Here is a 26,550-nt window from a genome sequence, read left to right on the forward strand (position 1 = left end):
TCAGAAATGTCGTTCGCGACCGGCAAAGAGGTCGCGTAGATTGCCACGGTGGCGCCAGACGATCAGGCCGGTCAGCACGCTCATCGGCAACAGCGCCGCCGGTTCCTGCCAGGCCAGCAGCGGCAGGGTCAGCGGTGTCGCGATCAAGGCCGCGAGCGAGCTGGTGCGGGTGAGGTAGAAGGTCAGGATCCAGGCGGCGATGGCCAGCAGGGCGGCAGGTGGGTAAAGCCCCAGCAGCATGCCGGCGGCCGTCGCGACGCCTTTGCCTCCGCGAAAGCGGAAGTAGAGCGGGAACAGATGGCCGAGGACGGCGCAGAGTCCGACCCAGGCCTGTTGTTGCAGTGACAGCCCGGCGAGCCCGGCGATCAGCACGGGCAGCAGGCCCTTGAGCAGGTCGCCGAGCAGCGTCAGGATCGCCAGCTTCTTGCCGGCCAGGCGCAGCATGTTGGTTGCGCCGGCATTGCCCGAGCCACTCATTCGCGGATCGGGGTTTCCGGTCAGGCGGCTGAGCAAAATGGCAAAGGACAGAGAGCCGAGCAGGTAGGCGAGGATCGCCAGTAACCAAAACATGCTAACTATTCCGGGCGAGGACGCCCTGATTCTAACGGCGCATTGCGCCCTTGTCGTGCTGTGGAGAAGAGCGCTTGGACAGAGTGTTTATCGAGGGCCTGGAAGTCGACACCGTGATCGGTGCCTATGACTGGGAGCGCGGCATCAAGCAGTGCCTGCGTCTTGACCTCAGTTTCGCCTGGGACAACCGTCCGGCGGCCGCGGGTGACGACCTGACCCTGGCGCTCGACTATGCCAGCGTATCGGCGCGTATCCAGGCCTTTGCCGGGCAATCGCAGTTCCAGCTGGTGGAAACCTTCGCCGAGCGCCTGGCCGAAGTGCTGATGAGCGAGTTCCAGATCCCCTGGTTGCACCTCAAGCTGACCAAGCCGGGGGCCGTCGCGGCCGCCAGGGGCGTGGGCGTGGAGATCGAGCGCGGATGTCGCTAACTCAGGTTTATCTCGGGCTCGGCAGCAATATCGAGCGCGAAACCCACTTGTGCGCCGGCCTTGATGCGCTGTCCGGCTTTCTGCTGGATATTCGTTGCTCGCCGGTGTTCGAAAGCCAGCCGGTGGGGATCAAGAGCGGGCCGTTCTTCAATCTGGTGGTGTCGGCAGTGACCGACCTGCCGTTGCTGGAGCTGGATCGTCGGTTGAAGTTCATCGAGGCCGACAACGGCCGGTATGCGCCGGACCGCAAGGGCCTGCCGCTGGATATCGATGTCTTGCTGTATGGCGAGCAGGTGGGGAATTTCGATGGGTTGATCCTGCCCCGTGCGGAAATTCTGAAAAATGCCTTTGTCTTGTGGCCATTGTCGTTGATCGCGCCGACAAAGCTGCATCCTGAAGTGGGCAGGAGCTTTGCCGCGCTATGGCAGGAAGCGGGTATCGATCAGGTGTTGGCGCCGGTTGCGTTCGAGTGGCGTGGTACCCGGTTGACCCCCACGGATCTGTTGCAAGGGCCGGCTTGACCTCGTCATCACGGCCCGCGCGGTCCTTGTAGGAGCTGGCTTGCCAGCGATGAGGGCCTAGAGCCTTGTGATGCCTATTTGGTCGCCATCGCCAGCAAGCCGGCTCCCACCGGATTCGCGATCAGCCAATGCCCTTTTCTTTGTAGGCCTTGATGGCTTTCAGCCGCTCGCGCTTGAGGGCTTCACCCAATTCAGGCCCTTTGAAGCCTTTTTCCAGCAACGGCTGAACCGCGACGGCCTTGGCGACCGCCGCCGCACCGCGTAAATAATCGGCCTGCGGATAATCCCGCTGTTCGAGGCCCTGGCGACCCCGGGCATCCATCTCGCAGGCGGCGATAAATTCCTCGAAACGCTGCGGGCGGCGATAAACGTCGAAGCTCTGCAACAGTTCCAGCAAGGTCGAGGGCTTCAGCTCCAGGGCGCGATGACCGTGGGTGTGGTATTCGCCCACCAGCAAGGCCAGTTCCTGGCAGTCGCGAGGGGCCTTGTAGCGTTCATTGACCGCCTTGATCAGTTTCAGTCCCTTGAACTCATGGGCGATGTGTCGTGGCCATTCGCTCTCGGGCGTGAGGCCTTTCCCCAGGTCATGCAGCAGGCAGGCCCAGCGCACGGTCAATGGCTGCCGATGGCGGGCGGCCTGCTCCAGCACGCTCAGGGTGTGGATGCCGCTGTCGATTTCGGGGTGGTGAGCCTCGGGTTGCGGTACACCGAACAGGGCATCGACTTCGGGAAACAGTACCGCCAACGCACCACACTCGCGCAGTACCTCGAGAAACACCTGGGGCTGGTCTTCCATCAGGGCGCGGGAAATTTCCTTCCAGCTGCGTTCGGGTGTCAGGGCCTGGAGTTCGCCGGATTCAGCCAGTTGGCGCATCAGGGCCAGGGTCTGCGGTGCGACCTTGAAGCCCAGGCCGGCGTAGCGTGCGGCAAAGCGGGCCACGCGCAGGACTCGCAGGGGATCTTCGGCGAACGCGGGGGAAACGTGACGGAGTATGCGGGCTTCGAGATCCTGCTGGCCATGATAGGGATCGGTCAGCTTGCCATGGTCGTCCTCGGCCATGGCATTGATCGTCAGGTCGCGGCGGATCAGGTCTTCTTCGAGGGTGACCTCGGGGCTGGCATGGAAAGTAAAGCCGCCGTAGCCGCGTCCGCTTTTGCGTTCGGTGCGGGCCAGGGCATATTCCTCGCCGCTCCTGGGGTGGAGAAAGACTGGGAAATCGGCGCCGACCGGGCGAAAACCCTGGGCGAGCATCTCTTCAGTGGTTGCACCGACCACGACCCAGTCGATATCGGTGACGGGTTGGCCCAGCAGGCGATCGCGAACCGCGCCGCCGACTTTATAGATCTGCATGAAAAACCTCCGTTAGCGCGACAGGATAACCTGTGTGTCCGGCCAACGGAGGCATCGTGTGTGCTCAGAGGTGAATGACGGCCAGGTCCAGTCGACCGTATTCGCCTTCGCTGTGCTCGCCTCTGGGCGGGACGTGGTGGGTCTTCATGATCTGGTCGCCCTGCAGGGTTTCCAGGTGGATGTCGAAGCCCCAGAGGCGGTGCAGGTGCTTGAGTACTTCCTCCGTCGAGTCGCCCAGGGGTTTGCGGTCGTGCTGTTGGTGGCGCAGGGTCAGGGAGCGGTCGCCACGACGGTCGATGCTCCAGATCTGCACGTTGGGTTCGCGGTTACCGAGGTTGTATTGCGCGGCAAGGGTTTCCCGAATGGTCCTGTAGCCGCCTTCGTCATGGATGGCCGGGACCAGCAGGTCGTCGCGCTGGTCGTCGTCGAGGATGCTGAACAGCTTGAGGTCGCGGATCACCTTGGGCGACAGGTACTGCAGGATAAAACTCTCGTCCTTGAAGCTGCTCATGGCGAACTTGATGCTGGACAGCCAGTCGCTGCCGGCCAGGTCCGGGAACCAGCGACGATCCTCCTCCGTCGGTTCCTCGCACATCCGCCGGATATCCCGGTACATGGCGAAGCCCAGGGCGTAGGGGTTGATCCCGCTGTAGTAGGGGCTGTCGAAGCCGGGCTGGAAGACCACGCTGGTGTGGGAGGTGAGGAACTCCATCATGAAGCCCTCGGTGACCAGCCCTTCGTCGTAGAGGTCGTTCATCAGGGTGTAGTGCCAGAACGTCGCCCAGCCCTCGTTCATCACCTGGGTCTGGCGCTGCGGATAGAAGTACTGGGCGATCTTGCGCACGATCCGCACGATTTCCCGTTGCCACGGCTCCAGCAGCGGCGCGTGTTTTTCGATGAAGTAGAGGATGTTTTCCTGGGGTTCGGCGGGGAAGCGCGCATTGTCCTTGTCGCTGAACTTGTCCGCGCCCTTGGGAATGGTGCGCCACAGGTCGTTGATCTGCTTTTGCAGGTGCTCTTCACGATCCTTCTGCCGCCGCCGTTCTTCTTCCGCGGAGATCGGGTAAGGCCGTTTGTAGCGGTCGACGCCGTAGTTCATCAGGGCGTGGCAGGAGTCGAGCAGGTCCTCCACCGCATCGATGCCGTGGCGTTCCTCGCATTGCATGATGTACTGCTTGGCGAAGACCAGGTAATCGATGATCGAGCTGGCATCGGTCCAGGTCCGGAACAGGTAGTTGCCCTTGAAGAAGCTGTTATGGCCGTAACAGGCATGGGCCACCACCAGTGCCTGCATGCAGATGGTGTTTTCCTCCATCAGGTAGGCGATGCAGGGGTCGGAGTTGATCACGATTTCGTAGGCCAGGCCCATCTGGCCCCGGCTGTAGGACTTTTCCGTGCTGAGGAAGTGCTTGCCGTAGGACCAGTGGTGGTAGCCCAGGGGCATGCCCACCGAGGCATAGGCATCCATCATCTGCTCGGCGGTGATCACTTCGATCTGGTTGGGGTAGGTGTCCAGGGCATAACGTTCCGCGATACGGCTGATTTCGCGGTCGTAGGCCTGGATCAGCTCGAACGTCCATTCCGAACCGGTGGAAATGGGTTGGCGCCTCTGTTGTTTCTGCTCTCTGGCGGTCATGTCACTAACCTGCGCTGGAAGAGTTCACGGAAGACCGGATAGATATCGCCGGCCGACACCAGCTGCTGCTGGGCAAACGTATCGCTGAACGCCTCGCTGATGCGCTCGTATTCGTACCACAGGGCCTGGTGTTCGCGGGGGGTGATCTCTACGTAAGTGTAGTACTGCACGAACGGCATGATCTGGTTGATCAGGATATCGCGGCAGATCGGCGAGTCGTCGTTCCAGTTGTCGCCGTCGGAGGCTTGGGCCGCGTAGATGTTCCATTCATTGGTCGGGTAGCGCTCGGCCATGATCTCCTGCATCAGCTTCAGGGCGCTGGAGACGATGGTGCCGCCGGTTTCCCGCGAATAGAAGAACTCCTCCTCGTCCACTTCCCGGGCGCTGGTGTGATGGCGGATGAACACCACTTCGATCTTGTCGTAGTTCCGCTTGAGGAACAGGTACAGCAGGATGAAGAAGCGCTTGGCGATATCCTTGGTGGCTTGGGTCATGGAGCCGGAGACGTCCATCAGGCAGAACATCACGGCCTTGGAGCTGGGGTTGGGTTGCTTGACCAGCAGGTTGTATTTCAGGTCGAAGGTATCGAGGAACGGCACGCGATGAATGCGTGCGCTGAGTTTCTCGATTTCTGCCTCGATTTCCTGGATATCGCCGAAATTGTCCGGTTCTTCGCGTCTCAGTCGCTCAAGTTCGGCCTTGGCCTCCTTGAGTTTCGCGCGACTGCTGCCGGACAGGGCGATCCGCCGCGCATGGGCCGAGCGCAGGGTCCGGATGATATTGATGCGCGAAGGGTTGCCTTCGTTGCTGATCCCGGCGCGGACGGTCTTGAAGGTGTCGGTGCCGGTGAGATTGCGTTTGACCAGGTTCGGCAGCTCCAGGTCTTCGAACATGAATTCGAGGAATTCTTCCTGGGTGATCTGGAAGACGAACTCGTCCATCCCTTCGCCGGAGTTGCCGGCCTTGCCGGGACCGCGCCCACCGCCTCCGCCCGGCGGCCGGGGGATATGTTCGCCGCTGGTGAATTCCTTGTTGCCGGGATGGACCACGGTCTGTTTGCCGCCACGACCATGGTGCAGTACCGGCTCATCGATATCGCGACCGGGAATGCTGATCTGCTCGCCGTGTTCCATATCGGTGATGGAACGGCGGCTCACGGCTTCCTCGACCGCCTTTTTGATATGGTCACGATAACGCCGCAGGAAGCGCTGACGGTTCACCGTGCTCTTGTTCTTGCCATTGAGACGTCGGTCGATCACATAGCTCATGGGGAGCCCTCCGGGCAGCTTCAAGTTACAAGCTTCCAGCGGCAGGCTGGAAGCTTAAAGACAAGCGGTCGGCCGCGACGGTCGCAGGCACGTTCGGCAACGTGCCCGGGACCTGCAGCCTGGCGCTTGCAGCTGCCTTTACTGCGACTTCCTGACCCGCAGGTACCACTCGGAGAGCAGGCGTACCTGTTTGTCGGTGTAGCCGCGTTCGACCATGCGTGTGACGAAGTCGTTGTGTTTCTGCTGGTCCTCCTTGCTGGCCTTGGCGTTGAAGCTGATGACCGGCAGCAGGTCCTCGGTGTTGGAGAACATTTTCTTCTCGATCACCACCCGCAGCTTCTCGTAGCTGAGCCAGGTCGGGTTCTTGCCATTGTTGTTGGCTCGGGCGCGCAGGACGAAGTTGACGATCTCGTTGCGGAAATCCTTCGGATTGCTGATGCCGGCCGGTTTTTCGATTTTTTCCAGTTCCTCGTTCAGGGCGACGCGATTGAGGATTTCGCCGGTTTCCGGGTCGCGGTATTCCTGGTCCTGGATCCAGAAGTCGGCGTACAGCACATAACGATCGAAGATGTTCTGGCCGTACTCGCTGTAGGACTCCAGGTACGCGGTCTGGATTTCCTTGCCGATGAACTCGATATAGCGTGGCGCCAGGTATTCCTTGAGGAAGCGCAGGTAGCGCTCGCGGGTTTCGGCCTGGAACTGTTCCTGTTCGATCTGCTGCTCCAGTACGTACAGCAGGTGTACCGGGTTGGCGGCGATTTCATGGGGATCGAAGTTGAAGACCTTCGACAGGATCTTGAAGGCGAAGCGGGTCGACAGGCCGTTCATGCCTTCGTCGACGCCCGCGCTGTCGCGGTATTCCTGGATCGACTTGGCCTTCGGATCGGTGTCCTTGAGATTTTCGCCGTCGTAGACCCGCATTTTCGAGTAGATGTTCGAGTTTTCCGGCTCCTTGAGGCGCGAAAGCACGGTGAACTGGGCGAGCATCTTCAGGGTGTCGGGGGCGCAATGGGCCTTGGCCAGGGAGCTGTTGAACAGCAGCTTGTCGTAGATCTTCACTTCGTCGCTGACCCGCAGGCAGTACGGCACCTTGACGATGTAGATCCGGTCGATGAAGGCTTCGTTGTTCTTGTTGTTGCGGAAGGTGTGCCACTCCGATTCGTTGGAGTGGGCCAGCAGGATCCCGGTGAACGGGATCGCGCCGAGGCCTTCGGTACTGTTGTAGTTGCCTTCCTGGGTCGCGGTCAGCAGCGGGTGGAGCACCTTGATCGGTGCCTTGAACATTTCCACGAATTCCATCAGGCCCTGGTTGGCCCGGCACAGTGCGCCCGAATAGCTGTAGGCATCGGCGTCGTTCTGCGGGAACTCTTCCAGCTTGCGGATATCGACCTTGCCCACGAGCGCGGAGATGTCCTGGTTGTTCTCGTCGCCCGGCTCGGTCTTGGCCACGCCGATCTGGTTGAGGATCGAAGGGTAGAGCTTGACCACGCGGAACTGACTGATGTCGCCGCCGAATTCGGCCAGGCGCTTGGTGGCCCACGGCGACATGATGGTGTTCAGGTAGCGGCGGGGGATACCGAAGTCTTCCTCGAGGATCGCGCCATCTTCCGTGGCGTTGAACAGACCCAGCGGCGACTCGAAGACCGGCGAGCCCTTGATGGCATAGAAGGGGACTTTCTCGATCAGCTGTTTCAGTTTCTCGGCCAGGGATGACTTGCCGCCCCCAACGGGACCGAGCAGGTAGAGGATCTGTTTCTTCTCTTCCAGGCCCTGGGCGGCGTGGCGGAAATACGAAACGATCTGGTCGATGCATTCTTCCATCCCGTGGAAGTCTTCAAAGGCCGGATAGCGACGGATCACCTTGTTGGAGAAGATGCGCGACAACCGTGAGTTGGTGGACGTGTCCAGCAGTTCGGGTTCGCCGATTGCCAGTAGCAGCCTTTCGGCTGCCGACGCGTAGGCGCTGCGATCCTTTTTGCACAGCTCGAGATACTCCTGCAGCGTGAGTTCTTCTTGCCGTGTGGATTCGAAGCGTTGTTGGAAATGGCTGAATATGCTCATGACGTCACCTCGCTCGATACTTGGAGCCGGTGCCGGATCAGTCAGTCAAGTGCTGGCATGCAACCGCGGAACAGTTGCTGTTTACCCCCCAGAACACCTCCAAGGCGACGATAGCCTTGAAAATTACTACCGATGACCCGTACGCCGGTGTACCGGCTCTCCCCTGATTTGGATGGCCTGGGCTTAAGGATAGTTCGGAATCCGGGAGATCAAGGTGAGATGCGCAATTAGTTGCGCCTGACCGTTCGTCAGCAAACGCTCTAGCCCGCTATTGGCGCGGGCTGGAGCGAAAGAAAAAAATTATTCGGAATTATCCTGGGCTGTTTCCGACGGAAAGGTCGTACGCCACAGTTCGAAGCCGCCGTCCAGGCTGTAGACCTCAGAGAAGCCCTGGCTGACCAGATAGGCCGCCGCCCCCTGGCTGGAATTGCCGTGGTAGCAGCACACCACCAGGGGTTGGTCGAGGTCGGCCTTGGCGATGAAATCGTGCAGGGAGTGATTGTCCAGGTGCTTGGAACCGCTGATGTGGTTCTGGGCAAACGCCTGCGGATCGCGGACGTCGACGACCACGGCACCTTGCTCGCGCAGGGCCTGGGCTTGTTCGGGGGGAATGCGTTTGAATTCGCTCATCATGGGCTCCGTCTGGGGCGAGTAGGTCGTACAGTTTAGCGATAGAGCCAGGCCCTGAATCGCTCGGCCAGGGTCGGGGGCGGCGCGACGCCGCCCTGGGTGTCACATTTGCAGGTCAGGCGTTCGTCGGTATCGACGTTCATCAGGGTCATGGCGCCGCCCCAGACGCAACCGGTATCGAGGGCAAAGATCCCCGGCTCGTCGCACTGGCCTTCGAGGGCCGCCCAATGGCCGAAGATGATTTTCAGGCCCTGGGTCTTGCGTTCCTTGTAGCTGAACCACGGGGCATAGCCGGCCGGCGCGGTGTCGGCGCCTTCCTTGCCCTTGAGGTCGAGCTTGCCTTCGGCGGTGCAGAAGCGCATGCGGGTGAAGTAGTTGGTGATCACCCGCAGGCGTGCGACACCTTGCAGATCGCCGTCCCACTTGTTCGGCTCGTTGCCGTACATGCCGTCCAGGAACGGCGCGAACAGATTGTCGTCGCGCAGGGCTTCTTCGACCTCGGCGGCGAGCTTCAGGGCTTTCTTGAGCGTCCATTGCGGTGGAATGCCAGCATGGACCAGGGCCACGTTGCGCTCCGGATCATGGTGCAGCAGTTTTTGCCGGCGCAACCAGTCGAGCAGTTCCGGACCATCGGCAGCGTCGAGGATCTCGCGCAGGGTGTCGCTTTTCTTCAGGCGCTCGATGTTCCGCGCGGCAGCCAGCAGGTGCAGGTCGTGGTTGCCGAGCACGCAGACCAGGGATTCACGCATTCCATAAAGGAAGCGCAGGGTTTCCAGGGATTGCGGGCCGCGATTGACCAGGTCGCCCACCAGCCACAGGCGATCCTGTGCAGGGTCGAAGCTGACCCGCTCCAGCAGGCATTTGAGCGGTTCCAGGCAGCCTTGCAGATCGCCAACGGCGTATACCGCCATCAGTGCAGGGCTCCGGGTACGGCCAGGCGGAACGGTGCGATGATCGCATCGAAGTGCTGGCCGTCCTCGGCGAGCATCTGGTAGCTGCCCTGCATGTTGCCGACCTTGGTCGTCATCACCGTGCCGCTGCTGTAGGTGTGGCTGTCGCCGGCTTCGATCAGCGGCTGCTGGCCGACCACGCCGGCACCACGGACTTCCTCGACATGGCCGTCGCCATCGGTGATCACCCAGTGCCGTGAGAGCAGTCGGGCCGGGAGCTGGCCGTTGTTCTGCACGGTAATGGTGTAGGCAAAGGCGAAACGGTTCTGCTCGGGCTGTGATTGTTCAGCGAGGAAGCGGGTGACGACGCTGACGTCGACCTGGTAGCGGGGATCGGACATGCGAAAGGCCTTGGAAGCAAAAGCGGAAGACACGACTGGTGGTGCTCAGTCTAGGCCAAGTGCCGGGCAGTAGGCCAGATATGGAATCCGGCGGCGTACCCGGGCGCGATGAGGCTATGTCAGTCGGCGACGGCTGCCGTGTCGGACTGTTCGCTGAGCTTGTCGGCCAGGCGCACGAAAGCGGCGAGATCCAGTTGTTCCGGACGCAGGCTGCCATCGACACCGGCGGCTTCGATCTCGGCGCTGCCGAGCAGGGCCTTGAGCGTGTTGCGCAGGGTCTTGCGACGCTGGTTGAAGGCTTCGCGAACGACCCGCTCAAGCAGGCGATGGTCCTTGGCCGGGTGCGGCAGCACGGCGTGGGGCACCAGGCGGACAATCGCCGAATCGACCTTCGGTGGCGGATTGAACGCGCCGGGGCCGACATTGAACAGGTGTTCCACGCGGCAATGGTACTGGACCATGATCGACAGGCGACCCCAGTCGCCGCCACCCGGGCCGGCGGCCAGGCGCTCGACGACTTCCTTTTGCAGCATGAAGTGCATGTCGCGGATCAGGCTGGCGTTGTGCAGCAGGTGGAAAATCAGCGGCGTGGAGATGTTGTACGGCAGGTTGCCGACCACTCGCAGGCTGTTCGGCGCGGCATTCAGGCTGGTGAAGTCGAATTTCAGCGCATCGCCCTGATGCAGGTTGAAATTCGCCTTGCCGGCGAACTGCTGGTTCAGGATCGGGATCAGGTCCTTGTCCAGTTCAACCACGTCCAGCTGTGCACCGCTGCCCAGCAAGCCTTCGGTCAAGGCGCCCTGGCCCGGGCCGATCTCCAGCAGGCGGTCCTCGGACTTGGCATGGATGGCGCGCAGGATGCGGTCGATCACGCCGGCGTCGTGCAGGAAGTTCTGCCCGAAACGCTTGCGCGCCCGGTGTTGGTATTGCTCGCTCATAAACGGGTCTCGGCCATCTGGTAGGCGGTTTCCAGGGCGACTTGCAGGCTGCCGGTGTCGATTTTGCCGCTGCCGGCCAGATCCAGGGCGGTGCCATGGTCGACCGAGGTGCGGATGATCGGCAAGCCCAGGGTCACATTGACTGCCGCGCCGAAACCTTTGTATTTCAGTACGGGCAGGCCCTGGTCGTGGTACATCGCCAGCACTGCATCGCAGTGCTCCAGATATTTGGGGGTAAACAGAGTGTCGGCGGGCAGCGGGCCACGCAGATCCATGCCTTCGATGCGCAGACGCTCCAGGGTGGGTTCGATGATGTCGATCTCTTCGTGGCCCAGATGGCCGCCTTCGCCGGCATGGGGGTTGAGCCCGCAGACCAGGATGCGCGGTTGGGCAATGCCGAATTTTTCCTTGAGATCGGCATGCAGGATACGTGTGACGCGCTCCAGGCGTTCGGGAGTGATCGCGTCCGCCACCTGGCGCAAGGGCAGGTGAGTGGTGACCAGCGCCACCCGCAATCCGCGGGTGGCCAGCATCATGACGACCTGGCTCGTGTGGGTCAGGTCCGCGAGGAACTCCGTGTGGCCGGAGAACGCGATGCCGGAATCGTTGATCACGCCCTTGTGGACCGGGGCGGTGATCATGCCGGCGAAATCGCCGTCCAGGCAGCTCTGGCCGGCGCGGGTCAGGGTTTCCAGCACAAAGGCCGCATTGGCCTTGTCCAGCTTGCCGGCGACGACCTGGGTCGCCAGCGGCGTATCCCATACATACAGGCTGCCTGCCGGGGCCGGTCGTTCGGGCCAGTTGCCCGGCCCCACCGCCAGCAGGTCGACGGCCACGGCCAGTTGCGCGGCCCGCTCGGCGAGCAGGTCACGACTGGTAATGGCAATCAGGGGATGAGGCTGGGGTTGCGAGGCGAGCAGCAGGCAAAGGTCTGGACCTATGCCCGCCGGCTCGCCGGGTGTCAACGCGAAACGCTTGGGTTTCACTGGGCCGCCTGGTCTGCGCCAGGGAGCTTGATTTCAACGTAGGCTTCGTCGCGGATCTGGCGCAGCCAGGTTTGCAGCTCTTCATCGTACTTACGGTTACGCAGCACGGTCATGGCCTGCTGTTCGCGTGCCTGCGTGGTGCTGTCGGTGGCGCGACGGCCAAGGACTTCCAGCACGTGCCAGCCGTATTGGGTCTTGAACGGCTTGGACAGCACGCCTTGTGGCGTTTTTGCCATCACTTCCTGGAACTCCGGAACCAGTACCTTCGGGTCGATCCAGTTCAGGTCGCCGCCGTTGAGGGCCGAACCCGGATCTTCCGAGAAGCTCTTGGCCAGGGTGGCGAAGTCTTCGCCATTCTGGATGCGCTCGTAGAGTTTCTGGGCCAGGGCCTGGGTCTCGGCTTCGCTGCGAATGGCGTTCGGCTTTATCAGGATGTGACGAACATGGACTTCGTCGCGCATCTGGGTTTCGCCGCCGCGCTTCTCCAGCACCTTCAGGATGATGAAACCGCCCGGAGTACGCGCCGGTTCGGTGATGTCACCGACTGGCATGCTGCTCAGCAAATGGTCGAACGGTGGTGGCAGTTGCGCCGGCTTGCGCCAGCCCATGTCGCCGCCTTCGAGGGCGTTGTCGCTACCGGATTTGGCAATGGCCAGCTGGGCGAAGTCGGCACCCTGCTTGAGCTGCCGGTAGACGTCCTGGGCCTGGGCCGCTGCGGCCTGGATCGCCTGCGAACTGGCGCTGTCCGGCGTGGAGATAAGGATGTTGGCCAGGTGCAGTTCTTCGGAGAGCTGCATCTTGCCCAGGTCGGAGGCGAGGAAGTTCTTCACTTCCTGCTCGGAGACCTGGATGCGTTCGGCAACGCGGCGCTGGCGCACGCGGCTGATGACCATTTCGCGGCGGACCTGATCCCGTGCGTCCTCATAGGAGAGGCCGTCGTGGGCCAGCGCGGCCTTGAACTGGTCCACCGACATGTTATTGCGCTGGGCAATGGTGCCGATGGCCTGGTTCAGTTCCTCGTCGGAGATGCGAATGCCGGAGCGTTCGCCGATCTGCAGTTGCAGGTTTTCGACGATCAGGCGCTCGAGGACCTGCTGGTCCAGGACGCTGGTCGGTGGTACGCCGCCGCCACGCTTGGCGATGCTCTGCTGGACTTCGTGGACGCGCTGGTCCAGTTGGCTCTGCATGATCACGTCGTTGTCGACGATCGCCACGACGTTGTCGAGGGGCTGCACGGCGGCGTGAACCGCCGCGCTCAGGACCAGCGCGCCCAGCATCAGCGGGCGCAGACAATCAGAAAGCTTGATCTTCACGTTCACGATAACCTTGGATGCCTTTGTCGAGGAAGCTCTCTAGCTTGGCGCCGGTAACGCCGCCGAGTCCCTTCAGGACAATTTGGAGGAAGATGCCATGGTCGCCTTTCTCGTTTTGCGGGGCGTCCTGGCTGAACTCGTCATACTTGACCCAGTAACGGTTGATCAGGCGCAGTTTCCAGCAGCAGTTGTCGTACTCGAAACCACCGAAGGCTTCCAGCGTACGGTTGCGGTTGTAGTCGTACTGCCAGCGGCTGATGACGTTCCACTGCGGCACGATCGGCCAGATCACCGAGAAGTCGTGTTGCTGGATCTTGTAGTAGTCCTTCACGAAGCCTGGTGTGCCCGGGGTGCCGTAGTCGCCACCAAGTTGCCATTGGCCGGTGTTCTGGTTGTAGATCACCTGGTCGTTGCGATAGCGGTAGCCGGCGTTGAAGACCTTGTTCGGGTTGTCTTCAGGCTGGTAGTGGAACATCGCACTGCCGGAACGCGGGCTGTGGCTGTCCGGGTCCCAGTTGTAGTCGGCCGTCGCACGCCAGTCGTGGTTGAAGCGATAGGCGTATTCCAGGGCGTAGGGCGAAACGTTGGAGGTGGCGTCGGAGCGTGTCCGGTAATCGACACCTGGCAACTGGACGGTACGGTCCTTGAAGTACAGCGCCTGGCCGATACTCACGCGTTGACGCTCGAAGCCATTGTCTTCGATCCAGCGGCTGGTGAGGCCCAGGGACAGCTTGTTCTCGTCGCCGACGCGGTCCGAACCGGAGAAACGGTTGTCGCGGAACAACGAGGCATAGTTGAAGCTGTATTCGCCGGTATCAAAGACCGGAATGTTTTTCTGGTCTTTCTCCGGAACATAGAGATAGAACAGGCGCGGTTCCAGGGTCTGGCGATAGTTGGTGCCAAACAGGCTGGTGTTGCGGTCGAAATACAGGCCACTGTCGATGCTGGCGATCGGAACGCTACGGCTTTGCGAGCTATCGAAAGACTCGCCGAGCGGAGTCGCGAGTGGGTTGGTGACCAGGTCGGCCCGGCCTTGGGAGCCCAGGTCCAGGTCATACTTGGTGTACTGATACTTGAGCGATGGCGTGATATAGCCATAGGTCCAGTTCATCGGCAGGCTGACACCCGGCTTGAGGTTCAGGCGAGTGCCGTTGGCACGTGCCAGGCCAACAACGTTGGTGTCCAGGCGCGGAGTGCCTACAGAGTTTCCATTGGCATCGAACGGTCCGCCATCCTTGTCGAAGAAGTTGCCGTTTTCCAGGCTACGCTCGAAGCGCACTGCTTCAGTCTCATAGTCGAAATTGAGACCTTCAGGGTGATAAGGCAATGTGCCGTTGAAGGTGATCTGTGGCAGCCGGTTGTAAGGCGTGATGTTCGACACGCTGGCCAACTGGTAGGCCTGCACATTGAGTCGGGCGGTGTAGTCGTCGCCCCGGTAGCTGACGGCGCCTTGCTGGTTGACGTAGGAGCTGGAGTCCTTGACGCCGATCTGGTCGCTTGTCAGGTCCTGGAAGTAGTAGGGATCGCTGATCTTGGTGTAGTCGACCTCGGTCAGTACACGCGAATCCAGGCCACCCTTGTGCTGCCAGTTGATCATGTAGCGGGTTTTTTCGGAGTCGGTCTGCTTCGAGCGATCATTGCTGTCGTCGTTCAGGTACGCGCCGCCGAACTGGCCTTCGCTGGACTTGGTCAGGTAGCGGAACTCGCCTTCCATCAACAAGCCGCGCTTGGTCATGTAGCGTGGGTACAACGTGGCGTCGTAGTTCGGCGCCAGGTTGAAGTAGTACGGGGTGACAAACGTGAAGCCGCTATCGCCACCCGAGCTGAAGCTCGGCGGCAGGAAGCCGGACTGGCGACGGTCGTCGATCGGGAAGTAGATGTACGGCGTGTACAGGACCGGAATGTCCTTGACCCGCAGTGTCACGTTGGTCGCGGTGCCGAAACCGGTCGCCGGGTTCAAGGTGATGTTGTTGCCCTTGAGCTGCCAGGCGTTGCTGTTCGGTTCGCACGTCGTGTACGTACCGTCCTTGAGACGGATGATCGCGTTTTCGGCACGCTTGGCATACAGCGCGCTACCGCGGATACGCGACTTGTGCAGAACGTATTCGGCGTTGTCGACCTTGGCTTCGCCAGTGTCCAGTTGCACGTCGGCGTGATCGCCGACCAGCAGGGCGCCGTTGTCGCGGACACGCACGTTGCCGTTCAGCTCACCACGGTTTTCCGCCTGGTACAGGCTTGCCTCGTCGGCCTCGACCTGCATGCTGCCCTGGCGCATGACCACGTCGCCGGCCAGGCTGGCGACCTGCTGGTCCTGCTCGTAACGGGAAGCCTTGGCACCGATAAAGGTCGGCGCGTCACTTTTATTCGTCTTGTCATTCATGCCAGGACGAATCGGTTCGATATAGGAACCAGAGCAGTAAGGACCGGTTTCGGCCAATTGCGCAGGCGTCAGCTTCTCGCGTGGGACCCAGTCGAGGTGGCTGTAGTCGGCACTGCGCGATTTCAGGCCGCGGCCCTTGGCTTCGGTGACCAGCTTGGTTGCCGGTGCGGAATCGCCGCCGGAACCGCTGTCAGCCGTGGCCTCGGTGCTGCCGCCGACCGAGCCCGCTTCATGCACGGGACGTGGTGGCAACTGGGCGGTGGTCGCCTTGGGCGCACAGCTCCAGGCGCCCGAAGCTGAGGCCGAACAGTCATACTGTTCAGCAGCGACGACGAACGAAGTGGCTAAAGGTTGCAGGGCCAGCAAACCGCCGGTGACCAGCAACGGAAACTTTCTACGAAACGCGGGGGATTTCAATGCCATCTTATTAGTCCGGGCTTCCTGCGTGCCATCTGCCCGCGGTAAAGGGCCGCACGCCTATCGATGGTCTGAAAAAGATGCTGGATAATAAAGCATGACCCGCTTGACGGCTAGCGCCGTCGGAGACCCTTGTAATGCCTGACCAAGATCTACGCTTGCAACACCTGAAAGTTTGGCTGGATAAGCAGTTGACCACGTTGTTCCTGACTGAAGGCTGGGGTGCCGTGCCCGCGGCCACATTGACCGCGGCCAGCAGCGACGCGAGTTTCCGCCGATATTTCCGTTGGGAAGGCGAGGGCCGCAGCTTTATCGTGATGGACGCTCCGCCCCCCCGGGAAAACTGCAAACCCTTCGTGGATATCGCCCATTTGCTGGCGAAATCCGGCATCAACGTGCCAAAAATTCATGCGCAGGATCTGCAGAACGGATTTCTTTTGCTCAACGACCTGGGCAACCGGACCTATCTGGATGTGATCGACGCCGAAAACGCCGATGCCCTGTTCGCCGATGCCATCGATGCCTTGCTGGCTTTTCAGCAACTGCCGATGGACGCCGGACTGCCGAGCTACGATGTCGCGCTGTTGCGCCGCGAGCTGGAACTCTTTCCCGAGTGGTATGTGGGGCGTGAGCTGGGCATCGATTTCAGCCAGGCACAGCTCGAGCGCTGGCAACGGGTCAGTACGCTGTTGATCGACAGCGCGCTGGCGCAGCCGAAAGTGCTGGTGCACCGCGACTACATGCCGCGCAACCTGATGCTGAGCGAGCCCAATCCGGGCGTGCTGGATTTCCAGGATGCGGTCTATGGGCCGGTGACCTATGACATCACCTGTCTGTTCAAGGACGCCTTCCTCAGTTGGCCCGAAGCCCGGGTCGGTGACTGGTTGCACAGCTACTGGCAGCAAGCCGGGCGCCTGGGCATTCCGGTCCAGCCGGACTTCGAGGAATTTCGCCGGGCCAGCGACCTGATGGGCGTGCAGCGTCACTTGAAGGTGATCGGGATCTTCGCCCGTATCTGCCACCGCGATGGCAAGCCGCGCTACCTGGCGGATGTACCGCGCTTCTTTGCTTATATAGAAGCGGTACTGGCGCGCCGTCCGGAACTGGCCGAGCTGGGCGAGCTGTTGGCCAGCCTGCGCCAGCCAGCGGGTGCTGTCGTATGAAAGCGATGATCCTGGCGGCGGGGAAGGGCGAGCGCATGCGCCCGCTGACCCTGCACACGCCAAAGCCGCTGATTCGTGCCAGGGGCGTCCCGTTGATCGACTATCACCTGAGGGCTCTGGCGGCGGCGGGCTTCAAGGAGATTGTCATCAACCATGCCTGGCTGGGGCAGCAGATCGAAGACTACCTTGGCGATGGCTCGCGTTATGGCTTGAGCATCGCCTATTCGCCGGAAGGTGAGCCGCTGGAAACCGGTGGTGGAATCTTCCGGGCGCTGCCGTTGTTGGGAGACGAGCCCTTCCTGGTGGTCAACGGCGATATCTGGACCGACTACGACTTTTCGGCACTGCGTCGTCCGCTGGCCGGGCTGGCGCACCTGGTGATGGTCGACAATCCGCCTCATCATCCGGCGGGCGGAGACTTTGTCCTGGATGACGGTCAGGTGCGTGATGATGAGCCGGATGCGGCCAGGCTGACCTATAGCGGCATCTCGGTGCTGCATCCCGGGTTGTTTGCCGGTTGCGTCGCGGGGGCGTTCAAGCTCGCACCGCTGCTGCGTCAGGCGATGGCCCGGCGGCAGGTCAGCGGAGAACATATGAAGGGGCACTGGGTGGACGTCGGCACTGTCGAGCGCCTGGCCCAGGTCGAGCAATTGCTGGAAGAGAGACACTGATATGTTGTGGCCAGGGACTCTGATTGGAGCCGGGGCGGGCTTTGCCATTGCCAGCATTCCGGGGGCCATGCTCGGCGCATTGCTGGGGCAGGCGCTGGATCGGCGCCTGCAACTGCACAGCCTGGCGCATCTGCGCGAGCGCCTGGGCGGCAAGCCGGCATTGCGCAACGACGAGTTGTTGTTTGTCCTGCTCGGACGCCTTGCCAAGAGCGATGGGCGGGTAGTGGATGGGCATATCCAGCAGGCACGCCAGGAAATGCGCCAGCTGGATATGGGCGAAGCCGCGCAGCGCCGGGCGATTGCCGCGTTCAATCGCGGCAAGTCGGGGAGTGACCGCCTGCGTGGCTATCTGCGCCACCTCAAGGCTCAACCCCACGCCGCGGAAGGTGTGCTGCGGGCCTGCTGGCGGATGGTCTGGGCCGATGGCCGGGCCGGGCGCGAGGAGCGTGAACTGATTCTGCTCTGGGGCAAGTGGCTGGGCTGGACATCGCAGCAGATCCAGGCCCTGGCCAGCGACTACGAACCCGCGCGCAGGCCGCTGATGAGCAGTGCCGGAAGCTATCAGGACGCCCTGCGGATCCTGGGGGTAGCGCCCACCAGCGAACCGGCGCAGATCAAGCGGGCGTATCGGCGCCTGTTGAGTCGCCATCATCCGGACAAGGTGGCGGGCGGCGGGGCGACACCCGCCGAAGTGCAGGACGCCACCGAGAAAACCCGCGAGCTGCACCAGGCCTATGCGCTGATCCGCGAGCGGCGGGATTTTCGCTAGGGCGTTTGCCCATGAACAGCCAGGAACAACAGCCAGGAAACTACTGGCTGTCGTCCTGGGGATTCAGATAACCACGAATACGACGGAACAACTGTTCCTGGCCCGGATTGCCCGGCAGCGCCTTCAGTGACACCTGGGTGTAGCTGGAGGTCTTCTGGCGCTTGCTGGCCTGCAGACGCTGCAAGGCGGCTTTGCGATCCAGCGGGTTGTCCTGGTAGAAGAAGTCGGCGATCGGCAGTTTCAGCCCCGGCGTCAGTTGCCCCAGGGCCGGCTTGGCGCTGATCGGCGTCTGCGCCGCCACGAGCACCAGCTTCTGCACCTGCGGCGAGGCCTTTTCGGTCATGTAGCGGGTCGCCCAGTAGGCACCGGTGCCATGGCCGAGCAGAACGATGCTGCGGGCATTCTGCTGTTGCGCATAGGCAATGGCGGCATCGAATCGGGCAAAGATCCGTTCGGCATCGGCCTTGAGCGGGTCTTCGCTATTCTCCACCACGGCCGGGTCGGGGCTGTCGGCTTCGGCGCTGGCCGCCTGCTCGATGGGTTTGGCGGTGGTACTGGCGTCCTTGCTGTTGGTGGATGCCGGCTCGGCCGGTTTGGCGGCTTCGACGACCCGCGGCAGGCTGGCTTCGCTTTGCAGGTCCGGGAGTGTCAGACTCAGGCTGCTCCACTGGGCGTCCGGCAGCTTGCGTCGCAAGGGCCCGACGGCCTGGGGCCAGTCAGCGGTTTCGCCGGCGCCCGGGATGATGATCACCGCCCCGGTGGGCGAGGGCGTGTTGGCCGGTTTCCACAGGGCGAGGAAGTTGTCGCCCGCGGCTTGCAGTTGTTGCTGCTCCTGCTGCGGCAGTTGTCGCTCCAGCGCGGTCGCGTCTTCCTGGCTGCGCTCGGGCAAGGGCTGGCGCTCGACCGGTTTTTCGGCGGGGGCTGGTGCTGCTGCGGGTGCCGGATCGGCCGCCAGGACCGGCGCGGCAAGCGGTAGTATCAACGACAGGCACAGCGCGGGGAGTGCCGAGCGGTAGACAGGGGGCATCGGATTTTCCAGGCCAGAAGTAATCCTGGCAGCCTAATGGGTTGGTCAGTATTTGTCAGTGTGGATGAGTCGTATCATGCGTTTTTGCTGCCTGTGGGTTATCGGCTGTTTGTGTTTTCCCTTGATGGCTTTTCCCTCGGGGGCCTGGGCTGCGCCTGCGCCTCACGGGACCGGCCTGCCGTTGTCCGGCGCGCAGCAGCAGTGGCTCGACGCGCATCGGGAATTGCGTGTCGGCCTGGTGCTGCAGGCACCCTATGCCCAGTACGACCGACGCTTGCAACGGCTATCGGGGGCCAATGTCGAGCTGATGAACTGGTTGGCGAAGGCCATGAATGTGGAGCTGACCTGGCGTAACTTTCCCGATCAGGCCCAACTTGAAAAAGCCCTGGGCGAAGGCGAGATCGACCTCGCCCCGGGCCTGACCCAGACGCCGGCCGGCCTGCGCCTGTGGTTGTTCTCCGATCCCTACATGCGCGTGCCGCAGCTGGTGGTGGGCGAACGCAACGGTGCCGGGGCCGTCGAGCTGGAAAAGCTCGACAGCCAGACCCGTGTCGCCGTGCGCATGCCCAGTGCCATTGCCGATTACCTGCGTAGCACCTATGCCAACCTCAATCTGCAGGGCGTTCCGCTGGAACGCCAGGCACTGCAATTGCTGCTGAGCCAGCAGGCCCGTTACGCGGTGGTCGACGAGGCCCAGCTCAGTCGTTTGTCCGCCGAGGAAGAGTTTGCCGGATTGGCGGTGGTGGGGGATATCGGCCTGCCGCAACTGCTGCGGGTGGCGACCCGGCGCGACTGGCCGGAACTGGCCGGGATCGTCGAGAAAGCCCTGCATGCGGTGCCGGCCCGGGACCTCGACCAGTTGCATATGCGCTGGTTGCAGCCCAAGTATCCGCGACTTTCCGCCTCGCCGGGGTTCTGGCAGAACCTCTGCCTGCTGCTGGCGGTGATGTTGCTGGCGAGCCTGGCGATCGTGTTCTGGTTGCGTCGTCAGCAACGCAGCCTCGAACAGGCCCTGCTGGCCTCTCGTGAAGATCTCGCTTTGCGCGAAGCCAGTGAAGAGGCCCTGCGCCTGACCCAGTTCTCCATCGACCAGAGCACGGTGGGGATCCTCTGGGTCAACTGGGACAGCCATGTACGCTATGCCAACCGGGCGGCGGAAGCCATGCTGGGTTACCCGCCCGGTGCCCTGTTCGATCGGCCGCTGATCGACTTCGAGCCGAACCTGCATATGGACCGCTGGCTGAACCTGTGGAAACGCGCCCGGGCCAGTGACGAGGCACCGCAAAGTTTCGAGACCCGCTGCCTGCGCGCCGATGGCAGCATCCTGCCCGCGGATGTGTCCCTCAGCTTCCTGCGCTTTCGCGACGGTGAGTACCTGGTGGTCTATATCAACGACGTCACGGAGCGCCGCCGTGCCCTGGCGGCCTTGCAGGAAAGCGAGGCGCGGCTCAAGGGGATCGCGGCGAACGTCCCCGGCCTGGTGTTTCGCCTGGAGCGCGTGCCGCAGACCGGCGAACTGTATTTCCCCTATATCAGCGAAGGCAGCGAGAGCCTGGTGGGTTATCCCCCGGCCACCCTGCGCCAGCCGGATATCGGCCTGCGCAGCCTGGTGCATGCGCACGACCGGGCCGATTATCACCGCATCCAGGACCTGGCCGTGGACTCCGGGAGCGACTGGTCCTGGCAGGGCCGGATCATGACCCGCGAAGGCCGGCAGCGGTGGGCGGAGATCAAGGCCATCACCCGCCGCCTCGAGGACGGTACGGTGGTCTGGGACGGTATCGTCTGGGATATCAGTGAAAGCAAGCGCATCGAACTGGAGCTGGCCAGTTCCCGCGAGCAGTTGCGCGAGCTGTCGGCGCACCTGGAGAGTGTCCGCGAAGAGGAAAAGGCCCGTATCGCCCGTGAGGTCCATGACGAACTGGGTCAGATGCTGACGGTGCTCAAGCTGGAAACCTCCATGTGCGAGTTGGCCTACGCTCAACTGGACCCCGGGCTGAATGAACGCCTCAACAGCATGAAAAAGCTGATCGCCCAGTTGTTCCAGTTGGTGCGCGATGTGGCGACGGCGCTGCGTCCGCCGATTCTCGATGCCGGTATCGCCTCGGCGATCGAGTGGCAGGCCCGGCGCTTTGAAGCGCGCACACAGATCCCGTGCCTGGTGCAGGTCCCGGAAAACCTGCCGAGACTCAGCGACGCCAAGGCCATCGGCCTGTTCCGGATCCTCCAGGAGGCGTTGACCAATGTCATGCGCCACGCTCAGGCGCATACTGTCGAACTGACATTGGCGATTGATGGCCAGGACCTGTGCCTGAGTATCAGCGACGATGGCGTGGGTTTTGTCGCCCCCAGTGGCCGGCCGACATCCTTCGGGGTGGTGGGCATGCGCGAGCGGGTGCTGATGCTTGGCGGCAGCCTCTCGCTGGAAAGCCATGTCGGCGAGGGCACGACCCTGAGCGTCCGTGTGCCGTTGGATCGGCCCCAGGATAGATGATCCCCCTTTGATCGAGCAGGAGTAGCGCGTGATCCGTGTACTGGTAGCCGAAGACCACACCATTGTCCGCGAAGGCATCAAGCAATTGATCGGCCTGGCCAAGGATCTCCAGGTCGTGGGAGAGGCGAGCCATGGCGAGCAGTTGCTCGAAGCCCTGCGGCACACGCCCTGCGAGGTCGTGCTGCTGGACATCTCGATGCCTGGCGTCAACGGCCTGGAAGCGATTCCGCGGATCCGGGCGTTGAACAATCCGCCGGCGATCCTGGTGTTGTCGATGCATGACGAAGCTCAGATGGCTGCCCGCGCGCTCAAGGTCGGTGCCGCCGGCTACGCCACCAAGGACAGCGATCCGGCACTGCTGTTGACGGCCATTCGCAAGGTGGCGGCCGGCGGTCGTTATATCGACCCGGACCTGGCCGACCGGATGGTCTTCGAAGTCGGCCTGACCGATTCGCGCCCCTTGCACGCCCTGCTGTCGGAGCGGGAGTTCTCGGTGTTCGAGCGCCTCGCCCAGGGCGCCAATGTGAACGATATCGCCCAGCAACTGGCCTTGAGCAGCAAGACCATCAGTACCCACAAGGCCAGGTTGATGCAGAAGCTCAACATCACTTCCCTTGCCGAGCTGGTGAAATACGCGATGGAGCACAAGCTGTTGTAGGGATCGACGCCCGCGGTTCCGACAGACAGAGGAGCGGTACATGCTCATTAACGACAGGCTGGCGCGTGCGTCCAACGGTGCTTCGGGCCCTTTCGCCGGGCAGGGCTTTCCCGCTTATCCAATAACGCCATCCTTGTAGGGCAATCCCTACCCCAATTCTTCCACACTGCTGAGGACAATCTCTCACACCCCCCGATTTGCGCTGCCGCAAGGGTTCACTAGGCTTAGACCACGGCAGTCAAAAACAAAAGGTGTGGGTATGAGCGAGGTCGATTCAAGCGCTGGGGCGAAGGACATTCTGGTCAGCTTTCGTGGTGTGCAGAAGAGCTACGATGGCGAGAACCTGATCGTCAAGGACCTCAACCTGGACATTCGCAAGGGCGAATTCCTTACCCTGCTCGGGCCTTCCGGTTCCGGCAAGACCACCAGCCTGATGATGCTGGCCGGGTTCGAAACCCCGACCGCCGGCGAGATCCAACTGGCCGGACGCTCCATCAACAACGTGCCGCCGCACAAGCGCGATATCGGCATGGTGTTCCAGAACTATGCCTTGTTCCCCCACATGACCGTTGCCGAGAACCTGGCGTTCCCGCTGACCGTGCGCGGCCTGAGCAAGACCGACGTCAGCGAGCGGGTCAAGCGTGTCCTGGGCATGGTCCAGCTCGACAAGTTCGCCCAGCGTTATCCGGCTCAACTGTCCGGCGGCCAGCAACAGCGCGTGGCACTGGCCCGGGCCCTGGTGTTCGAGCCGCAACTGGTACTGATGGACGAACCGCTGGGGGCGCTGGACAAGCAATTGCGTGAACACATGCAGATGGAGATCAAGCACCTGCACCAGCGCCTGGGCGTGACCGTGGTCTATGTGACCCACGACCAGGGCGAAGCCCTGACCATGTCCGACCGCGTGGCGGTGTTCCATCAGGGGGAAATCCAGCAGATCGCCCCGCCGCGCACCCTCTATGAAGAGCCGAAGAACACCTTCGTCGCCAACTTCATCGGCGAGAACAACCGCCTCAACGGTCGCCTGCACAGCCACACCGGCGATCGCTGCGTGGTCGAGCTGGGGCGCGGGGAAAAGGTCGAGGCGCTGGCGGTGAATGTCGGCAAGGCCGGCGAGCCGGTCACCCTGTCGATCAGGCCGGAGCGCATCAGCCTCAACGGCTCCAGCGAATCCTGCGTCAACCGCTTCTCGGGCCGCGTGGCCGAATTCATCTACCTGGGCGACCACGTTCGTGTGCGCCTGGAAGTCTGCGGCAAGACCGACTTCTTCGTGAAACAACCCATTGCCGAGCTGGATCCGGCACTGGCGGTCGGCGATGTCGTACCCATTGGCTGGCAGGTCGAGCACGTTCGCGCGCTGGACCCGTTGCTCGACGCTGGCTGAGCGCTGTAACCCAAGAGGCGAATCAATCGCCCCGTGCTTCACCAACCTGCACTCGTGGAGAGAAGAATAAATGCTCAAATCCCTGAAATTCAGTGCCCTCGCGTTAGGGCTGATGTGCGCGGCAAATGCCATGGCGGCGACCGACCTGACCGTGGTGTCCTTTGGTGGCGCGAACAAGGCGGCCCAGGTCAAGGCCTTCTACACCCCTTGGGAAGCCCAGGCGGGCAACGGCAAGATCGTTGCCGGCGAATACAACGGCGAGATGGCCAAGGTGAAGGCCATGGTCGACACCAAGAGCGTGTCCTGGGACCTGGTGGAAGTTGAATCGCCGGAACTGTCCCGTGGTTGCGATGAAGACATGTTCGAGCAACTGGATCCGGCCCTGTTCGGCAAGTCCGAAGACTACGTCAAGGGCGCCATCCAGCCTTGCGGCGTCGGCTTCTTCGTCTGGTCGACCGTGCTCGCCTACAACGCCGACAAGCTGTCTTCGGCACCCGCCAGCTGGGCCGATTTCTGGGATACCAAGAAATTCCCGGGCAAGCGCGGCCTGCGCAAAGGCGCCAAGTACACCCTGGAATTCGCCTTGATGGCCGACGGTGTCGCACCGAAGGACGTCTACAAGGAACTGGCCGGCAAGGATGGCCAGGACCGCGCATTCAAGAAGCTCGATGAGCTCAAGCCCTACATCCAGTGGTGGGAAGCCGGTGCCCAGCCGCCGCAGTACCTCGCTTCCGGCGACGTGGTCATGAGCTCGGCCTACAACGGCCGGATTGCTGCCGTGCAGAAGGAAAGCAACCTGAAAGTGGTGTGGAACGGCGGGATCTACGATTTTGACGCCTGGGCCATTCCAAAGGGGTTGGACAAGGCGCGTGCCGATGCGGCGAAGAAGTTCATCGCTTTCTCGGTCATGCCGCAGCAGCAGAAGACCTACTCGGAAAACATCGCCTACGGCCCGGCCAATACCCAGGCAGTACCGCTGCTGGCCAAGGACATCCTGAAGGATATGCCGACCACTCCGGAAAACATCGCCAACCAAGTGCAGATCGACGTCAGTTTCTGGGCTGACAACGGCGAGCAACTGGAGCAGCGCTTCAACGCCTGGGCCGCGAAGTAACGGAACACGGTCTCGCAGACGCTGCATAACCCTGTAGGAGCCGGCTTGCCGGCGATGACGACCGATCAGGCGATGCAAGCCTTACGGGCCTCATCGCCAGCAAGCCGGCTCCCACAGGGACTCTGTTCAACCCGTTGGGTTTGTGTGTTTCAGAAGAACAGCAGGCGGTGTCCCGTAACGGGATACCGGCCGTTGTCACAATAAAGTATTCCGGAGTTCGCCATGGCCATCACCGTTCCTCTGAACGAGGGGACCAGTCCCACCCTGAAGCAGCGCCTGGCGCGTGCCGAGCGGGTCAACCGCTGGAAGGCCCAGGCCTTGATCGCGCCGCTGGTGCTGTTTCTGTTGCTGGTGTTCCTGGTCCCCATCGTGGCGCTGCTCTATAAAAGCGTCGGCAACCCGGAGGTGGTCGGTGCCATGCCACGGACCGTGGCTGCCGTCGCTGCCTGGGACGGCAAGAGCCTGCCCGGCGAGCCGGTGTACAAGGCCCTCAGCGAAGACCTGGGCGAAGCGCGCAAGAACCAGACCCTGGGCGATCTGTCCAAGCGCCTGAACATGGAACTGGCCGGCTACCGCAGCCTGCTGACCAAGACCGCCCGCGCCTTGCCGTTCAAGACCGAGCCGGCCTCTTATAAAGAAGCCCTGGAAGCCCTCGATGAGCGTTGGGGCGACCCGGCGTACTGGCAGGCGATCCGCCGCAACACCAGTAGCATGACCCCCTATTACCTGCTGGCGGCCGTCGATCATCGGATCGACGACCTCGGCGAACTGGCCCCGGCCACTCCGGACCAGGCGATTTACCTGGATATCTTTGCCCGCACGTTCTGGATGGGCCTGGTCATCACCGCGATCTGCCTGGTCCTGGCGTATCCGCTGGCCTACCTGCTGGCGAACCTGCCGGCGCGCAAGAGCAACCTGCTGATGATCCTGGTGCTGCTGCCGTTCTGGACATCGATCCTGGTTCGGGTCGCGGCCTGGATCGTGCTGCTGCAGTCGGGCGGCCTGATCAACAGCGCCCTGCTGGCCATGGGCGTGATCGACAAGCCGCTGGAACTGGTCTTCAACCGCACCGGGGTCTACATCTCCATGGTGCACATCCTGCTGCCGTTCATGATCCTGCCGATCTACAGCGTGATGAAGGGTATCTCGCCGACCTATATGCGGGCGGCGATTTCCCTGGGCTGCCATCCGTTCGCCAGTTTCTGGCGGGTGTACTTCCCGCAGACCTATGCCGGGGTTGGCGCGGGCTGTCTCTTGGTGTTCATCCTGGCGATTGGTTACTACATCACCCCGGCACTGCTGGGCAGCCCGAACGACCAGATGGTCAGCTATTTCGTCGCCTTCTACACCAACACCAGCATCAACTGGGGCATGGCGACGGCACTGGGTGGCTTGCTGCTGCTGGCCACCGTGCTGCTGTACCTGATCTACAGCCGGCTGGTCGGTGCAAGCCGCCTGCGCCTGAGCTAAGGAGAGAATC

The 26,550-nt window shown here is 62.3% G+C and carries 23 protein-coding genes; 10 read left to right on the forward strand and 13 right to left on the reverse strand.

Annotated features, from left to right (window positions below):
- The gene (plsY, locus tag ACL9RJ_RS29215) at nt 1–570 is read right to left on the reverse strand and encodes a glycerol-3-phosphate 1-O-acyltransferase PlsY (RefSeq protein WP_017128695.1); all 570 of its coding nucleotides are present in this window, start codon (nt 568–570) and stop codon (nt 1–3) included.
- Nucleotides 571–644: 74 nt separating this feature from the next.
- On the opposite strand from plsY, the gene folB reads away from it, so the two are divergent.
- Nucleotides 645–998: a dihydroneopterin aldolase gene (folB, locus tag ACL9RJ_RS29220; RefSeq protein WP_017128694.1), complete on the forward strand. Its 354-nt coding sequence runs from the start codon at nt 645–647 to the stop codon at nt 996–998.
- On the forward strand, nt 989–1,519 hold the full coding sequence (gene folK, locus ACL9RJ_RS29225; RefSeq protein WP_017128693.1) for a 2-amino-4-hydroxy-6-hydroxymethyldihydropteridine diphosphokinase: 531 nt from the start codon (nt 989–991) through the stop codon (nt 1,517–1,519). The genes folB and folK overlap by 10 nt, the downstream gene beginning before the upstream one ends.
- 121 nt (nt 1,520–1,640) lie before the next feature.
- On the opposite strand, the gene ACL9RJ_RS29230 is transcribed toward folK, so the two are convergent.
- The 11 genes from ACL9RJ_RS29230 to ACL9RJ_RS29280 all read right to left on the reverse strand — a co-directional run bounded on the left by ACL9RJ_RS29230 (nt 1,641) and on the right by ACL9RJ_RS29280 (nt 15,796).
- The gene (locus ACL9RJ_RS29230; RefSeq protein WP_017128692.1) at nt 1,641–2,870 is read right to left on the reverse strand and encodes a multifunctional CCA addition/repair protein; all 1,230 of its coding nucleotides are present in this window, start codon (nt 2,868–2,870) and stop codon (nt 1,641–1,643) included.
- Nucleotides 2,871–2,934: 64 nt separating this feature from the next.
- A complete protein-coding gene (locus ACL9RJ_RS29235) occupies nt 2,935–4,506 on the reverse strand; it encodes a SpoVR family protein (protein ID WP_017128691.1) in 1,572 nt (523 codons plus the stop codon).
- Nucleotides 4,503–5,774, reverse strand: a complete 1,272-nt coding sequence (locus ACL9RJ_RS29240) for a YeaH/YhbH family protein (protein WP_017128690.1) — start codon at nt 5,772–5,774, stop codon at nt 4,503–4,505. Before ACL9RJ_RS29240 ends, ACL9RJ_RS29235 begins: the two co-directional genes overlap by 4 nt.
- A gap of 138 nt (nt 5,775–5,912) precedes the next feature.
- On the reverse strand, nt 5,913–7,835 hold the full coding sequence (locus tag ACL9RJ_RS29245; protein WP_017128689.1) for a PrkA family serine protein kinase: 1,923 nt from the start codon (nt 7,833–7,835) through the stop codon (nt 5,913–5,915).
- 300 nt (nt 7,836–8,135) lie between these two features.
- Nucleotides 8,136–8,465, reverse strand: coding sequence for a thiosulfate sulfurtransferase GlpE (gene glpE / locus ACL9RJ_RS29250; RefSeq protein ID WP_017128688.1), 330 nt, complete (start codon nt 8,463–8,465; stop codon nt 8,136–8,138).
- 35 nt (nt 8,466–8,500) lie between these two features.
- Nucleotides 8,501–9,376, reverse strand: a complete 876-nt coding sequence (locus ACL9RJ_RS29255; RefSeq protein WP_017128687.1) for a symmetrical bis(5'-nucleosyl)-tetraphosphatase — start codon at nt 9,374–9,376, stop codon at nt 8,501–8,503.
- Entirely contained in the window at nt 9,376–9,756 is a 381-nt protein-coding gene (gene apaG / locus ACL9RJ_RS29260; protein WP_017128686.1) for a Co2+/Mg2+ efflux protein ApaG, read from the reverse strand. Before apaG ends, ACL9RJ_RS29255 begins: the two co-directional genes overlap by 1 nt.
- A 119-nt stretch (nt 9,757–9,875) precedes the next feature.
- On the reverse strand, nt 9,876–10,694 hold the full coding sequence (gene rsmA, locus ACL9RJ_RS29265; protein WP_017128685.1) for a 16S rRNA (adenine(1518)-N(6)/adenine(1519)-N(6))-dimethyltransferase RsmA: 819 nt from the start codon (nt 10,692–10,694) through the stop codon (nt 9,876–9,878).
- Nucleotides 10,691–11,680: a 4-hydroxythreonine-4-phosphate dehydrogenase PdxA gene (pdxA, locus tag ACL9RJ_RS29270; RefSeq protein WP_017128684.1), complete on the reverse strand. Its 990-nt coding sequence runs from the start codon at nt 11,678–11,680 to the stop codon at nt 10,691–10,693. Before pdxA ends, rsmA begins: the two co-directional genes overlap by 4 nt.
- Nucleotides 11,677–12,993, reverse strand: a complete 1,317-nt coding sequence (locus ACL9RJ_RS29275; RefSeq protein WP_042936631.1) for a peptidylprolyl isomerase — start codon at nt 12,991–12,993, stop codon at nt 11,677–11,679. The genes pdxA and ACL9RJ_RS29275 overlap by 4 nt, the downstream gene beginning before the upstream one ends.
- Nucleotides 12,974–15,796 carry an LPS-assembly protein LptD gene (locus ACL9RJ_RS29280; RefSeq protein WP_042936628.1) on the reverse strand — a complete coding sequence of 941 codons (2,823 nt, stop codon included), beginning with the start codon at nt 15,794–15,796 and terminating at the stop codon, nt 12,974–12,976. Before ACL9RJ_RS29280 ends, ACL9RJ_RS29275 begins: the two co-directional genes overlap by 20 nt.
- 131 nt (nt 15,797–15,927) lie before the next feature.
- Between ACL9RJ_RS29280 and ACL9RJ_RS29285 the strand changes: the two genes are divergently transcribed.
- Genes ACL9RJ_RS29285 through ACL9RJ_RS29295 form a run of 3 tightly spaced genes read left to right on the forward strand, consistent with a single transcriptional unit; the run spans nt 15,928 to nt 18,393 of the window.
- Nucleotides 15,928–16,953 (forward strand): aminoglycoside phosphotransferase family protein, encoded by a 1,026-nt coding sequence (locus ACL9RJ_RS29285; RefSeq protein WP_177084626.1) that lies wholly within the window; start codon nt 15,928–15,930, stop codon nt 16,951–16,953.
- Nucleotides 16,950–17,624 (forward strand): N-acetylmuramate alpha-1-phosphate uridylyltransferase MurU, encoded by a 675-nt coding sequence (gene murU, locus ACL9RJ_RS29290; RefSeq protein ID WP_422765902.1) that lies wholly within the window; start codon nt 16,950–16,952, stop codon nt 17,622–17,624. Before ACL9RJ_RS29285 ends, murU begins: the two co-directional genes overlap by 4 nt.
- A 1-nt stretch (nt 17,625) precedes the next feature.
- The gene (locus ACL9RJ_RS29295; RefSeq protein WP_177084622.1) at nt 17,626–18,393 is read left to right on the forward strand and encodes a TerB family tellurite resistance protein; all 768 of its coding nucleotides are present in this window, start codon (nt 17,626–17,628) and stop codon (nt 18,391–18,393) included.
- Between the two features lie 40 nt (nt 18,394–18,433).
- Here the strand turns inward: ACL9RJ_RS29295 and ACL9RJ_RS29300 are convergent, their stop codons facing one another.
- Nucleotides 18,434–19,420, reverse strand: coding sequence for an alpha/beta hydrolase family protein (locus tag ACL9RJ_RS29300; RefSeq protein ID WP_422765903.1), 987 nt, complete (start codon nt 19,418–19,420; stop codon nt 18,434–18,436).
- A gap of 73 nt (nt 19,421–19,493) precedes the next feature.
- Between ACL9RJ_RS29300 and ACL9RJ_RS29305 the strand changes: the two genes are divergently transcribed.
- The 5 genes from ACL9RJ_RS29305 to ACL9RJ_RS29325 all read left to right on the forward strand — a co-directional run bounded on the left by ACL9RJ_RS29305 (nt 19,494) and on the right by ACL9RJ_RS29325 (nt 26,540).
- A complete protein-coding gene (locus ACL9RJ_RS29305; RefSeq protein WP_422765906.1) occupies nt 19,494–21,914 on the forward strand; it encodes a PAS domain-containing sensor histidine kinase in 2,421 nt (806 codons plus the stop codon).
- A 28-nt stretch (nt 21,915–21,942) separates the two neighbouring features.
- Nucleotides 21,943–22,572 carry a response regulator gene (locus ACL9RJ_RS29310; RefSeq protein ID WP_017128676.1) on the forward strand — a complete coding sequence of 210 codons (630 nt, stop codon included), beginning with the start codon at nt 21,943–21,945 and terminating at the stop codon, nt 22,570–22,572.
- Nucleotides 22,573–22,831: 259 nt separating this feature from the next.
- Nucleotides 22,832–23,956: an ABC transporter ATP-binding protein gene (locus ACL9RJ_RS29315; RefSeq protein WP_017128675.1), complete on the forward strand. Its 1,125-nt coding sequence runs from the start codon at nt 22,832–22,834 to the stop codon at nt 23,954–23,956.
- A 70-nt stretch (nt 23,957–24,026) separates the two neighbouring features.
- Nucleotides 24,027–25,070 carry an ABC transporter substrate-binding protein gene (locus ACL9RJ_RS29320; protein WP_422765904.1) on the forward strand — a complete coding sequence of 348 codons (1,044 nt, stop codon included), beginning with the start codon at nt 24,027–24,029 and terminating at the stop codon, nt 25,068–25,070.
- A gap of 222 nt (nt 25,071–25,292) precedes the next feature.
- Nucleotides 25,293–26,540, forward strand: a complete 1,248-nt coding sequence (locus tag ACL9RJ_RS29325) for an ABC transporter permease (RefSeq protein ID WP_017128673.1) — start codon at nt 25,293–25,295, stop codon at nt 26,538–26,540.
- Nucleotides 26,541–26,550: the final 10 nt, after the last annotated feature.

This window comes from Pseudomonas sp. Mn2068 (assembly GCF_049319725.1).
Taxonomy (GTDB): Bacteria; Pseudomonadota; Gammaproteobacteria; order Pseudomonadales; family Pseudomonadaceae; genus Aquipseudomonas; species Aquipseudomonas gingeri.